The 14,316-nt window shown below is 45.4% G+C and carries 13 protein-coding genes; 7 read left to right on the plus strand and 6 right to left on the minus strand.

The window, feature by feature from the left end; translation table 11 throughout:
* Positions 1-52: 52 nt before the first annotated feature.
* From BARVI_RS06695 to BARVI_RS06715, 5 genes are all read left to right on the plus strand, one after another.
* Positions 53-298, plus strand: coding sequence for a hypothetical protein (locus BARVI_RS06695; RefSeq protein ID WP_025278488.1), 246 nt, complete (start codon positions 53-55; stop codon positions 296-298).
* Positions 291-2,813: a hypothetical protein gene (locus BARVI_RS06700; protein ID WP_025278489.1), complete on the plus strand. Its 2,523-nt coding sequence runs from the start codon at positions 291-293 to the stop codon at positions 2,811-2,813. Before BARVI_RS06695 ends, BARVI_RS06700 begins: the two co-directional genes overlap by 8 nt.
* Before the next feature lie 409 nt (positions 2,814-3,222).
* Positions 3,223-4,134 carry a DNA adenine methylase gene (locus BARVI_RS06705; RefSeq protein ID WP_025278490.1) on the plus strand — a complete coding sequence of 304 codons (912 nt, stop codon included), beginning with the start codon at positions 3,223-3,225 and terminating at the stop codon, positions 4,132-4,134.
* Position 4,135: 1 nt separating this feature from the next.
* Complete coding sequence (locus BARVI_RS06710; RefSeq protein WP_025278491.1) at positions 4,136-4,993, plus strand: type II restriction endonuclease; 858 nt, start codon at positions 4,136-4,138, stop codon at positions 4,991-4,993.
* Positions 4,994-5,875, plus strand: coding sequence for a DNA-methyltransferase (locus BARVI_RS06715; protein WP_025278492.1), 882 nt, complete (start codon positions 4,994-4,996; stop codon positions 5,873-5,875).
* 111 nt (positions 5,876-5,986) lie between these two features.
* On the opposite strand, the gene BARVI_RS06720 is transcribed toward BARVI_RS06715, so the two are convergent.
* From BARVI_RS06720 to BARVI_RS06745, 6 genes are all read right to left on the minus strand, one after another.
* Positions 5,987-7,348, minus strand: coding sequence for a TIGR00341 family protein (locus BARVI_RS06720; protein ID WP_025278493.1), 1,362 nt, complete (start codon positions 7,346-7,348; stop codon positions 5,987-5,989).
* Positions 7,349-7,395: 47 nt separating this feature from the next.
* Positions 7,396-8,898, minus strand: coding sequence for a lipopolysaccharide biosynthesis protein (locus BARVI_RS06725; RefSeq protein ID WP_025278494.1), 1,503 nt, complete (start codon positions 8,896-8,898; stop codon positions 7,396-7,398).
* 20 nt (positions 8,899-8,918) lie between these two features.
* Positions 8,919-9,944, minus strand: a complete 1,026-nt coding sequence (gene ruvB, locus BARVI_RS06730) for a Holliday junction branch migration DNA helicase RuvB (RefSeq protein WP_025278495.1) — start codon at positions 9,942-9,944, stop codon at positions 8,919-8,921.
* An 85-nt stretch (positions 9,945-10,029) separates the two neighbouring features.
* Complete coding sequence (locus BARVI_RS06735) at positions 10,030-10,773, minus strand: lipopolysaccharide kinase InaA family protein (protein WP_025278496.1); 744 nt, start codon at positions 10,771-10,773, stop codon at positions 10,030-10,032.
* Between the two features lie 63 nt (positions 10,774-10,836).
* Positions 10,837-11,874 (minus strand): glycosyltransferase family 9 protein, encoded by a 1,038-nt coding sequence (locus BARVI_RS06740; RefSeq protein WP_232213964.1) that lies wholly within the window; start codon positions 11,872-11,874, stop codon positions 10,837-10,839.
* A 42-nt stretch (positions 11,875-11,916) separates the two neighbouring features.
* Complete coding sequence (locus BARVI_RS06745) at positions 11,917-12,519, minus strand: DUF4254 domain-containing protein (protein ID WP_025278498.1); 603 nt, start codon at positions 12,517-12,519, stop codon at positions 11,917-11,919.
* Between the two features lie 189 nt (positions 12,520-12,708).
* Between BARVI_RS06745 and pdxB the strand changes: the two genes are divergently transcribed.
* Together pdxB and BARVI_RS06755 are read left to right on the plus strand one after the other, a co-directional pair.
* On the plus strand, positions 12,709-13,824 hold the full coding sequence (gene pdxB, locus BARVI_RS06750; protein WP_038534298.1) for a 4-phosphoerythronate dehydrogenase PdxB: 1,116 nt from the start codon (positions 12,709-12,711) through the stop codon (positions 13,822-13,824).
* 239 nt (positions 13,825-14,063) lie between these two features.
* Positions 14,064-14,315 (plus strand): acyl carrier protein, encoded by a 252-nt coding sequence (locus BARVI_RS06755; RefSeq protein WP_025278500.1) that lies wholly within the window; start codon positions 14,064-14,066, stop codon positions 14,313-14,315.
* The last annotated feature ends 1 nt before the right edge of the window (position 14,316 follow it).

The raw sequence follows: 14,316 nt of genomic DNA on the forward strand, positions 1-14,316 counted from the left end.
TTTAACGGGACACTAATGATATTTGTTATTGAATTAATTCAGGAACAACGATATGGTAGAAAATAAACAATCAAACATAAAAGCCATTCTGGACACTGATCTGGAAAAATTACTAAAAGAAACTAAGCAGTACAATGCTTTTGTGGATGGTGAGTTACAATGTGCATATTGCGGAACAACAATCACTATTGATAATTTAAGTATAATTATTCCAATAATAAAAGAAGGACACACAACTTTAAATTTTTGTTGTGACAATGCTGTTTGTTTAGCTAAATTTAGAAAGGACTATGAATGATATTGAACAGTTTGTAAATAAATTTGGATTGACTCCATTCTGGTCTGTTGTTATCATTTTGCTTATTGTTTGCATATGGCAATATGATAAAGTTAGAGTTATTGTGACAGATATATATTGTATTGTTGCAAAAACTATCGGTTGGTTCAAACGAGAAGCAACAAAAAGAAAACTCGAAGAAATATGTAATAAAGGTCTTACTTCAATTTCACAGGAAATATCTGAATTGAATCTGCCAAATTTAAAAATAAATTGGATTGCAAAAGGCTCGCAAGATATAACCTTGAAGGATAAAGAGGTTATTGTGTTTTTGAAATTCAACACAGATAACACACAAAATATAATAAACACAACATCGGCATATGTAAAAAAAACACTTTTGCCAATACCTAAAACATATATGTCTCCTCAGGTACGAGATGCTATTGACTATACTGTTATCAGAAAATGTCTGTTAGAAATACCCGAATACCGCCTTGCTGTAAACGATTTTATTAAAAATAGCCAAGATATTTGTATTGAGAATCAAGCTATAATTGATAAAGTATGTAATATAGATGATGCTGGCTTGATGTCAAGAATACTATTTCGTGAGTACTTTGAATGGGGAAATCGAATTGCCGGACGAAATATAGATAATAAGTACCAAAAGGAAGCGTCTGATTTTTTAGATTTCTTATATGACATCACGGCTCGCGGATATGATGATAATACAAGACTTCAGTACATTTCTGAGAACATAAAAGTTGGAGTTTTGTTAGTCGCAAAATTGGATACCTTTTCTGCACAAGGCGAAACGCCTTACGTAAGACGTATAAAAGAAGGATTTGCTAAAGGTATTAGAACCTTTTATCTTTTAGCCAGAAATGAAAAATTAGACATCGTTGAAGATGTATATGGCAAGCTTATACAGACCGGAAATTATAATCTATTAAATGGCCCTAAAGCATATAAAGATGCTCAAGGTCGTGAAAATATTTGCTATTGCATTGAAATTAACAGTGAGGGAAATATGGCTCAAACGTTTAATCGTCTTTCTGATGCAATGGAGAAAAACACCACACTTGAAGCTGTAGTTCATTCTATATATGCGGATAAAATACTGTGTCAAATTAACGATGTAAAAATTATTATTCCTCATAATAAAATAACAGACGTACCAGATTTGAAGTTATACTATTACTTTCAGGTAGGTATGTCAATTGAATTTATTCCAGAAGAATATGACAAACATGGAAATGTGTTAGGTAGTTTGCTTCAGACAAATAGTAATCCACAAAGAATGATGGATAATAAATTCTGTGTAGGAAACGAAGTCGAGGCCATTGTTGAGCAAGCACTTGACGATTGTCTATTTTTAAGAATAAAAGATTCTGATATTAAGGGTGTTGCTTTAAGAAAAGATATAACTTACAGTCATTATATATTTTTACACCAGCACTTCCCAGTAGGAAGTGAATATTTATTTAGGATTATTGAAATAGATTACATTTCTAATAGATTACACCTTCAATTAGCGAATTTATGTGACCCGTGGGAAAATTTAAAATATTCAGAAGGGCAAAAACTTATTTGTACAGTATACCAAAAAAAGGAAAACTGTGTAATTACTGAGATAGAAGAGGGAGTAAAGGCTATTCTTCCTTTTACTGAAATAACTTGGTTCACTCCTGAATCATCTCAAATTAAAAAATTAAAAAATAATGTAACATTTGAATGTCGGATAAAAAGTATCAATCAAGACCGCCGATTAGTTATATTAACAATGAAATCGGCAGAATCTCCATATTTAAATTATTATAAAAGAATAGAAGAGAATGAATATATTGTTGATGCAAAAGTTATTGCCTCTGATGCAAAGGGTTTAGTTTGCCTTGCGGATGAAAAATATCGTATTTTTATTCCGCAAAGTGAAACTCATATTGGAGCAAACAAATATAAGTGTAAGATTAAAGATCAAATTAAGGTATATATTAAAGATATCAGTAATGACAAACGATCCTTTATAGGCTCTCTAAAACCATTCATAAAACACCCTATGCAGTGGTTTGCTGATAACTACGCACCGGGGATTGCTCTATCCAATTTGACAATAAATACGATTAATGAAAAAAGTGTGCTATTTAATATTCTTCGAAATAATAAACTGTATTGTTTAGGACTATTACCTATTGGGGAGATTACCAACTTGTGTCATATAGAGTCAATAGAGCAGATATATAAAGATGGAATAAAATTTCCACTTATAATCACAGAAATTGATATGGAACGCTGTATTGTAAAACTTAGCTTGAAAAAGTTATTAGCAAATAATAAAGATAAGGTTAAATCGCTCGATTATTATACAAGGTATTCTGCACATATCATAGGAAAACGTGATAATGATTCCATTATAATTGTCGACAAAATATGGATAGAGGGTATTTTGATTGAATCAAAGAATTCTAAAATTGGTGACAAAGTGTCTGTGAGGGCAATTTCTTTGGGGGAAATTCCTGAATTTAGTGGGGATTAAAAATAGATGTGAGTAAAACAGTTTGTTTGTCCTCCCTTTTCCACCCATCGCCTCAGACCGTCTCAGACGGTGCGGTTTGTTTGCGCAAATTTCATTGATTATTGCATAATATATTGATAATCAATATAGATAAATTTCTTCAACGAGGAGGAATATTGATTCCCCTTTCGCATAAACCAAGAGATTAATATCAGCGCGACAGACAACGAAAATTTGTTTGTCGCGCTGATGTTTTATTGCCTTATATAGTGCGGTTTGTTTGTCTAAAATACATTACCTTTGTTTATCATCGAAAAAGCAGGACCTTCTATGCAGGAACTGACTAGATATGGCGAAAAACTATGTAAAGAAAATTCAGAAGATCCAAGTTTTATTGGGTAAATGGACTGTTATAGTTACTTTTGCATATATGAAAAGATTAGATAAATATTCAGCAAAACCATTTATCAAATGGGTCGGGGGAAAAACCCAACTTCTTGACGATATCAAGAATACCCTACCTCATGATTTATTACAACGTGGAGAAATGGTTTACGTTGAACCTTTTGTTGGTGGAGGAGCTGTTTTGTTCTGGATTCTACAAGAATATCCCAACATAACAAAAGCTGTAATTAATGATATAAATGAAGAGTTAATTTGTACATATCGTGTCATAAAATCAGATGTTGAAAAATTAATTCTTGAATTAACCCGAATCCAAACAGAGTATCTTGCACTAGATAATATTGCGAGGAAAGATTATTATTTATCTCAGCGTGAGCGTTATAATAAAAAAAATATTTCAGATATTGAAACAGCTGCATTATTCATTTTCCTAAATCGGACTTGCTTTAATGGACTATATCGTGTAAATTCCAAAGGAATGTTTAATGTACCACATGGGAGATATACGAATCCTAAAATTTGCGATGAAAAAACATTAAGAGCTGATTCTGCTGTTCTACAGAGAGTTGAAATTCTTTGTGGCGATTTTGCACAAACAGGTAAATATGCAGATGATAATGTCTTGTATTATTTTGATCCACCATATCGCCCTTTAACAGAGACTTCTGCATTTACTTCTTATGCAAAAGATGGTTTTGATGATACTGAACAGATGCGCTTACGTGATTTTTGTGAGCAGATAGCAACTCACAAATCTTTATTTGTGGCAAGCAATTCAGACCCGCAAAATGTAAATAATGATGATGATTTCTTTGATCATCTTTACAAGAGATTTTCCATCAAACGAGTTTCTGCTGCGAGAATGATAAATTCAAAAGGAAATGGACGTGGAGCTATTTCTGAAATAATGATTTCTAATGTTACCAAAGCTTACTGATATGAGAAACTTTGATACTTGGCTTGCTGGTTTTAGACCTTCTATTGCCGATTATAAATATTACGTTGATTTCGATAAGGTTTTCAATAACGTGGACGCTATTAGAATTCCACTTAATATCTTGAATTCTCTTATTAGATCCAAGAATATAGAGAATGACTTCAAAAATATTTTGGTACAATATCCAGAAACTCTAAGATGTATTCCTATCCTTTTAGCCAAGCGAGAACTTGATATTAAGGCTATGGATGAAGAGGGACAGATTGATTTTCATTTTGATAAACCAAATTGCACTAATGAAGATTATGTAAAATTCATGAGAAAGACCGGTCTTTTTGATTTGATGGAGAATCATATTGTCAATAATCTTGTGGATTACGTGACTGGTATAGAAACTGGTCTTGATTCCAACGGACGCAAGAATCGTGGTGGTCATCTTATGGAGAATCTTGTAGAGAATTTCCTTTGCAAAGCTGGACTTGTGAAAGGAGTTGACTATTTCAAGGAAATGTATATCCATGAAATAGAGGTCAAGTGGAAAATTGATTTGTCTTCGATTTCCAATAACGGTAGCTCAGAGAAAAGATTTGATTTTGTCGTAAAAGGAGAAAAAACCATTTATGGAATAGAAACGAACTTTTATACCAGTAGTGGTTCCAAGTTGAACGAAACAGCCCGTAGCTATAAAACCATCACCATGGAAACCAAAGATTTGGGATATTTCAAATTTGTTTGGTTCACCGATGGTTGTGGCTGGCACAGTGCAAAGAATAATCTGAAAGAGACCTTTGATGTTTTAGAGTACTTGTACAACATTGCGGATCTTGAAAGTGGAATAATATCAAGAGTACTTATTTAAATGCCGGTTGCCTATTACAAGTCAGGAAATAGAGACTTTACTCTTCTTAAAGGAGATTGTATTGAACTTCTGAATTCATTTGATTTCAAGTTTGATATGATTTTCGCAGATCCTCCCTACCACCTTTCAAATGGTGGCATAAGCATTCAAAGTGGTAAAATGGTATCTGTTAATAAAGGGGATTGGGATAAATCAAATGGATATGAGGAAGATTATCTGTTTGATAAATCTTGGATCGCAGCTTGTAGGAATAAACTAAAAAATAATGGTACCATTTGGATAAGCGGAACGTATCATAATATTTTTTCGGTAGCTCGATGCCTGACAGAATTAGGTTTCAAAATATTAAACTGCATTACATGGGAAAAAACAAATCCTCCTCCAAATTTATCTTGTAAATATTTTACCTATTCAGCTGAGTATATTCTATGGGCTCGTAAAGAAATCAAAGTCTCTCATTTCTTCAATTATGAGTTAATGAAAAAGATCAATGGAGGTACTCAGATGCGTGATGTTTGGCGATTACCAGCTATTGCACGATGGGAAAAGTCGTGTGGTAAACACCCTACTCAAAAACCTTTGTGCGTTCTGTCGCGAATCATTCAGGCTTCAACTCTTCCCGGTGCATGGATTTTAGATCCATTCACAGGTAGCAGTACGACTGGTATCGCTGCAAATCTATTGGGTCGCCGATTCCTTGGCATAGATCAAAATGATGAATTTTTGGAACTAAGTAAAACCCGTCGAGAGGAAATTAACGACACCTCAAAACGTACTTTATATTTGAAGAAACTTCAAAAGCAAGCTCACTTATTTGAAGATAACGGATTTCAAGTCCTTTATGAGCCTTTTGCAGAATATGGGCCAGATTTGCCATTTTAATTCAGGATATTTACGTTAATTATCGACATTGTATTTATTACTAAAAATAGTCTTTATTATGTCCAATAATTAGTAAAGTATCATATTCATATAATCTTTTAATCTTCCCAATCAGGGTTCAAGTACAAGTTGCACCTTGTTGGTACCCAGGCGGGCCTGCAACCACTCCCGGAACTGCTGCTGCTCCGAAGCTGAGAAGGGTCGCGAATAGCGCACGACGGCCAGCGTGGTGGTATCGCGCACATCGGTATCGATGCCGCTGAATATCGTTTTCGAGATGGCAATATCGGTCACATGGGGGAAAAGCACCTTGATTTCGGGTGCCACCGCAATGCCCAGCGAATCGTACTGCTGGTAGTGCGAGGTCATGTTTTCCAGCGAGTCGATGACCTGCTGCTGGCGGGCTATCTGCTCCTGATTATGCAGGTAGATGTCTTTGAACATCGTACTGCTGAGCGTGGTCATGTCCATCGAATTCGACCCATATCCCTGACGCACCTCCAACACGGCACCTCCCAGCCCGTATTGCGGCAAACGGGCCTGGGCAATCGCAATAGAGTCCTGAGGCACCTCGGCCCCCACGAGCGACACCCGTATGATGCGCTTGCCATGTTCAATCTCGGCACTCTTGCTCAACACCTGGGTATCGGGGTAGTTGAAATTCTGCGACACGAAGCGCGCAGCGGCCACCTCGAAGAAGTTTTGCTTCACCATGTTGTAGGTCAGGTAGATGCTCGGAGCCATCGTGAGGATAAGAATCGTATAGACAATGCGCTCGACCTTCTTGCGTCGCTCTTCGTTGACAAACTCCTTCTTCGAATATTTCATCAGCTTTACCCCCAGTGTGGTGGCAAAGGCGATGAACACCGAGTTGATGAAGAAGAGGTAGAAGGCACCGAAGAAGTAGTAGAGATTGCCCGTCGCCAGTCCGAATCCGGCCGTGCACAGTGGCGGCATCAACGCCGTGGCGATGGCTACACCGGGCAGCACGTTGCCCTTCTGTTTCGACGACATGGCCACGATACCGGCCAATCCGCCGAAGAAGGCGATGAGCACGTCGTAGATGGTCGGCGAGGTGCGGGCCAGCAGCTCGCTGCGGGCTTCGTTCAACGGCGAAATCCAAAAATAGACCGTCGAGGTGATCACACTGAACAGCGTGGCTACGGCCAGGTTGCGGAACGACCGCTTAATCAGCTCATAGTCGTTGATGCCGAGCCCCAGCCCGATACCCATGATAGGACCCATGAGAGGCGAAATCAACATGGCACCGATAATGACCGCCGCCGAGTTGGTGTTCAACCCCAGCGAAGCGATAAAGATGGCAAATACCAGAATAAGAATGGTGGATCCCTTGAACTCCACCCCGGCCCGGATAGCCTCGACCGAAGCGGCTTCTTCTTCCCGATCCTGACTCATGTCAAGATAGTGGGTCAAAAATCGTTTGACCGAATCGACAAAATTGGAGAAAGTCATAATCTATGCTATTAAGGTCGTCCTGCCGCCCTTGCCCGTCGCCGGGTTCACGACCTGGACACAAAACGTTTCAATCCCGGAATCTCGCTCAGCGGCAGGTCGTGACGGACCAGATAGAGCAGAAAGACCACCAGCAGAACGGTGCGGAATGCCAGACGCAGGAGGAGCGAATCGATGGACACCAAGGTACCGACGAGATAGAGTACCACCGTGAGCAGGGTGTAGCGCAACGCATTACCCAGCTCGTACTTGATGGGGTAGACCCGTTGACCGATGAAGAACGAGGCCAGCATCATGCTCAGGTAGCACACAAAGGCAGCCCAGGCGCAAGCCATGTAGCCGAAACGGGGCACCCCTACGATATTGATGATGGCCGTAATCACGAACCCGAACAGGGAGAACCAGGCTCCCCACTGGGTACGGTCGGTGAGTTTATACCACAACGACAGGTTGAAGAATATCCCGAAGAAGAGTTCGGCCAGCATGATGATGGGCACCACCTTCAATCCCGTGCAGTAGGTGGCCGGCATGAAGAAGCGCACGATGTCGATATAGAACATCACCGCCAGGAAAATGAACAGCCCGAAGATGATGAAATATTTCATCGCCTCGGAATAGGATTTCTTGTTCCCGTCGCCTGCATCTTTGTTACGGGCAAAGATGAAGGGCTCGTAGGCAAAACGGAAGGCTTGTGTAAACATCACCATGACAATTGCTATCTTGTAGACGGCCCCGTATATGCCCAACTCCGACATGGCGTCGGGGCGGCTCGCGGCCAGCACAGGATAAAACATCTTATCGAAGGTTTGGTTCATGATGCCGGCAATTCCCAGAATGAGCAGCGGGAACGAATACTTCAACATGCGCGACAGCAACTGCCGGTCAAACCGGTAGCGTACCCTGAAAATCTCGGGAAAGAGCACCAGCAGCACCACCCCCGAACTGATGACATTCGACACCAGAATATAGCCGACCAGAAAATCGGGATCGAAAAACCACGAAATCCACTCGGGGTGAATGTGATACAGCCACGGGCAGAGCAGAATAAAGAAGAGGTTCAGCGCGATGTTGAGGAATATCGAGAGCAGCTTGACCGCGGCAAAGCGTATGGGCCGACGCTGGTAGCGCAGGTAGGCGAAAGGCAATGCCGTGAAGGCGTCGATGGCAATAATCAAGGCCATCATCCACACATAGTCCTCATGCCCGGGATAGCCCAGCAGGCGTGATACCGGCGAGAGGAAGAGCCATACCAGCACGAAAAAGAGGGTCGAGGTGGTGGCCAGCGAGATGAGGCCGGTCGTATAGACCCGCATCGGGTCCTTCTCCTGCTTGTCGTTGGCAAACCGGAAGAAGCCGGTCTCCATGCCGTAGGTGAGGATAATCAGCAACAAGGCCATGTAGGCGTAGAGGTTGGTCACGATGCCATACTCGGCAGTCGTCTTCAACACGTTTACATAAAGGAATACGAAACACCAGTTGAGAAACCGCCCCAATATACTGCTCAACCCGTATATCGCGGTATCCTTTGCCAAACTCTTCATGCCGGCCATAAGCGTCTACTTTTTTCTGATTAAAACAATGTTCCCTGCTCCGAGATGCGATGACGGTTCAGATGGGTGTAGGCCAGGTCGGTCACCTCGCGGCCCCGGGGGGTGCGTTTGATGAATCCCTCCTTAATCAGATAGGGCTCATACACCTCTTCGAGCGTACCGGGGTCCTCGCCCAGGGCGGTGGCAATCGTGGTGAGACCCACGGGACCGCCCTTGAACTTGTCGATGATGATGGAGAGAATCTTGTTGTCTATCTCGTCGAGCCCATACTGGTCGATGTTGAGCGACTCCAAGGCATAGCGGGCTATGTCGAGGTCGATGCTGCCCGACCCTTTTACCTGGGCAAAGTCGCGCACCCGCCGCAACAGGGCATTGGCGATACGGGGTGTCCCGCGGCTGCGCATGGCAATCTCGGTGGCGGCTTCGCGGGTGCAAGGCACGCCCAACAGACTCGACGACCGCTCGATGATGTGGGTCAGCACGGCATGGTCGTAGTATTCGAGGTGACAGTTGATGCCGAATCGTGCACGCAACGGACTGGTGAGCAATCCGCTGCGGGTTGTCGCCCCCACCAGCGTGAAGGGATTCAGCTCGATTTGTATGGAACGGGCACTCGGCCCCTTGTCGATCATGATGTCGATGCGGAAATCTTCCATGGCCGAGTAGAGATACTCCTCGACCACCGGGCTCAACCGGTGAATCTCGTCGATGAAAAGCACATCGTTCTCTTCGAGCGAGGTGAGGAGTCCGGCCAGATCGCCGGGCTTGTCGAGTACCGGCCCCGAAGTAATCTTGAACCCTACGCCCAACTCATTGGCCACGATATTGGCCAGCGTGGTCTTACCCAGCCCGGGAGGGCCGTGCAGCAACACATGGTCGAGCGGCTCCTTGCGCATGCGGGCTGCCATGACAAAGACCCGCAGGTTCTCGATAATCTTCTCCTGTCCGCTGAAATCGTCGAATGCCAGGGGACGCAACGCCTTCTCGAATTCCCGTTCGGTATCCGATATTCGCTGTTCCCGTATGTCAAACCGATTATTTTCCACAGACTATTATGTTCACCGCATTTTGACGACAAACTTAGCAATTTATTTTGTGATTCCTGCTATTTTAAGCGTCCAAACTCTCGCGTCAGTGCCTACGGGCGTCTCTTCGGGCATCTCTTCGGGCGATGTGCGACCAGAACTTCCGGTGCGGGACCAGGGCGGCCTCGACCGAAACCTCGGGGTCCCACCCGCGCAACCGGGCATACTCGGCCACGACATACCGCACCACCTCTTCGTCCCGGCTGAATCGGGTAAAATTAGAGAGACACATCTTCGGGGTCATCGGTACAAACCGCATGCGGTTCAGGTCGAGAATGGAAAAACGAATATCCCCGTCGTATCGGTCGAACAGGATATTGCCCGAGGAGTAGTCGAGATGAAATACCCCCTTCTCGTGCAGGTTGACCGTGAAGGCGGCAAATGCCTTCAACACCGCCTCGCGACCGGCTACCCCACCGTTATCGAACTCGCGCATGAGATGGGGATAAGGACAGCATTCCGACACGAAATAGGAGTGACACAGCAATCCGCCCTGCTTCATCTCGATATAGGCAACCGGCTCGGGAGTCTCGATACCCATCGCCCGCAGCTTCAAGGCATACTCATAGGCTCGTTGGGCCTTGCCGGGACGGAAAAAAGTATAGGCAATGCGGTTGATAAAAATAGGCACCTTGTAGTTCTTGACCACATAATCCTTCCCCTCGTAAGAGAACTTGCGCAGTTCGTTGCGAGCCTTGTAAATACACTCCCCCAGCATCGGGAAGGAGAGAGGCAATGTTTCCATCAACTTTTCGAGTCGACGATAGGACGGATTCAATACCAGCTTCATCTTCTTATCACTCCCAAATACATAATATTCATCAACTTATCCATTCCCCCCGGCTGACTGCGATTACCCGTTGGAGGCCGCTTGGACTTTCAACTGTTTCACCCGCTCGACAATGACCGACGGGGCTATCTCCATACAGGCATAGTCCTTGCGGCGGCACGGCTTGTTGCCGAAGATGGAACAGGGCCGGCAACCGAGCGGCAATTGTACCACGTTGGCTTCACTCTGATGCCACCCCAGGAATCCGCAACACGGGTGGGTGGCCCCCCACACCGAAACAACAGGCACGGCCACCAGCGAAGCCAGGTGCATGTTGGCCGAGTCCATCGAAATCATCACGTCGAGGTGACTCATCAGCGCCAGTTCGAGGGCAAAGCCGTGACGCTTGTCGGCCAGCGTAATCACATGCGGATAACGCTCCTGCCATACCGACAGAATATCGCGCTCGCGCTCACCCGAGCCGAACAGGAATATCTTCACCTTCGATTCGCTCGAAAGTTTCGCCACCACATTCTCCATGTGGTCGAGCGGATAGATTTTCCCCTCGTGCTTAGCAAACGGAGCCACACCTATCCAATACTCGCCCGGAGCCTTGGGCGGAGTGAGTGCCGAATAGAGACCTTCGTCGCCTTTCCCCTCGCCATACAGCGAATCGAATTGGGGCGTAAAGGTAAAGCCCAGCGAATCAAACACATCGCCATACCGATCGAACGAGCTGCGCAACGGGTGCAACTCGCCGTGCTTGTGACGGGCGGTGAGCTGATGTTTCTCCTTGCGGCCCTTGTCGATGACAGCCACACGGATTCCCCACCACCTGAAACAGGTGCGCAGGAACTTCGTGCGCAGCACATCGTGCAAATCGGCTACCGCATCAATCGACAGGGCCCGTAACTCCTTGGCCAGGTCGTAAAGCCCGCCAAACCCTTTGTGCCGCCCCTTGACATCGGCCACCACAACCTGCAAGTTGCGCGGGGCACACAGGAACAGTTGCGAGGCCACCTTCTGGGTGAGCATGACAAACGTGGTGTCGGGATAGGCGCGGCACACCGAGTAAACCACAGGTATGGTCATCGCCACATCGCCCAGGGCCGACAGACGCATGATTAAAACCTTACGATACGACATAAATCCCTACCCTCCCTGTCATTTTTTATACAGGACCGGATTCAACGCCGGATCGTTGTACATCTTCATCTGTTTATAAACCTTCATGTATTTCCGTCCGGCCGCGATTTCATCGAGCAACTGGTCAATGGCCGCAGAGAGGTCGGAACGCTGTTCGAGCAGCACCCGCAACTTGGCCCGGCACTTCTCCACATGTTCAGGCGAAGCATCTTTGCGCTCCACCTCCTGCTGCATATGGTAAATCTTCACGGCCAGAATCGACAACCGATCAATCGCCCAGGCGGGGCTCTCGGTATTGATGGTGGCGTCGCTCTTCACCTCGACACCGGCATACTTCTTCAAGAAATAGTCGTCAATCATCTCGACCAGATCGGTACGCTCCTGATTCGACTTGTCGATTCGCCGCTTGATAGCCAACGCCTCGCGCGGGTCGATATCGGGGTTGCGGATAATGTCTTCGAGATGCCACTGAACCACATCAATCCAGTTTTTCAAGCACAAATAGTACTCGATACTCCCCTCGGCATAGGGGTTTTCCAGCGTGGCATCTACATTGTCGAACCGATGGTAATATTGCGTGGTATTCCAAAAAATGTGATTACAGGTTTCTGCAAAAGTCATAACTCACATCAGTTAATGCGCACCTGCCTCCCCGCGAAACGCGTCTCGAAAGGCCTCTGCGCCTTGTTTTCATTTTACAAACATAAGCATTGTTTTACGAAAAACCGCTATCTTACCTATATAAAAATAGTTCTTCGATACATTCCCACCGAAAAATTACTATTTTTGTTTAGAAAAAAACCGAATGTCATGACAACCATTCCCTACATCATAGCCGACAACAAGATTCCCTACCTGAAAGGTGTGCTCGAACCGTATGCCCGCATCGACTACCTCTCGCCCGACCGCATCGACGCCCAAGCCGTGCGCGACACCGACATTCTTTTGATACGCACGCGCACGAAGTGCAACCGCGAGTTGCTCGACCAAAGCCGCTGCCGCTACATTGCCACGGCTACCATCGGCTACGACCACATCGACGCCCGCTACTGCCGGGAGCGGGGCATCGAATGGGTGAACTGTCCCGGCTGCAATGCCCCGTCGGTGGGCCAGTACATACTCGCCGCCCTGCTGGCTTGGAGCAAAAGTAGGCACAAACCGCTGCACGAATGCACGTTGGGCGTAGTGGGCGTAGGCCATGTGGGCAGTATCGTCGCCCGCTATGCCGGGCTGCTGGGCATGCGGGTACTCCTCAACGACCCTCCCCGTGAGGAGGCCGAGGGGGGGGATTCGTTCACGTCGCTCGATACCCTTTGCCGGGAAGCCGACATCATCACCTTCCACACCCCGCTGACCCGCGAGGGGAAATACCCCACCTTCCACCTGGCCGACAACGATTTTTTCGATGCGCTTGAAAAGAGCCCCTTGATTCTCAATACGGCCCGGGGTGAGATTGTAGCAACCGAAGCCCTGAAAGCCGCCCTCGCCCAGAAAAAGATTGCGGGCGTCGTGCTCGATTGCTGGGAAAACGAGCCTCATATCGACAGGGAGTTGCTGAAAAAAGCCTTCATCGCCACCCCCCACATAGCCGGATACTCGGCCGACGGCAAGTCGACCGCCACGAGAATGATTGTCGAAGCCGTGAGCCGATGGACGGGGATTGCAATTCCCACCCAAGCCATTGTGCCACCGGCACCGGCACAGCCCCTCATCGACCTCACGGGCGTGGACACCCCCTTGCAGAAAGCCGTGTGGGACACCTACAATCCTTTCGACGACGACCTCAGGCTACGCAAGTCGCCCGAGACCTTCGAGATGCAACGCGGACTCTACCCCCTGCGACGGGAATTCGGTGCCTATCGCATAACAGGAGGCAAGGCAGCCGACCTGCCTGTTTTAATAAAATTAGGATTTTGTATTGCATAAATATACAAAGTCTACACCTCGCATCTATTGATGGAAAGTGTCACTTCGGCCCGATAAGCGCCCCGATTCGATAGGTAAGCGAGAGATAAAGCTACCGATTTTTGCACAAAATCTTTATATCTGTGCAAAAAATGAGTAATTTATAAGAGAAAATTTTTTTTCTTCGGAGAAAAATATATTCCTTTGCAGTTGCAAAAAATAAGAACGTTAATTTATTTATTAATTAAAATTTAAAAATTATGTCTGACGTAGCATCAACAGTAAAAGAAATTATCGTAGAAAAATTGGGCGTTAAGGAATCAGAGGTAACTCCCGAAGCCAACTTTACCAATGACCTCGGTGCCGATTCTTTGGACACGGTTGAAATGATCATGGAATTTGAGACCAAATTCGACATCAAAATCCCCGACGATCAAGCCGAAAAAATCACGACTGTAGGTGAGGCTATCGCTCACATCGAAAAAGCTATCGCAGAGAAAGAGAATAAATAAT

The organism is Barnesiella viscericola DSM 18177 (genome assembly GCF_000512915.1).
GTDB lineage: Bacteria > Bacteroidota > Bacteroidia > Bacteroidales > Barnesiellaceae > Barnesiella > Barnesiella viscericola.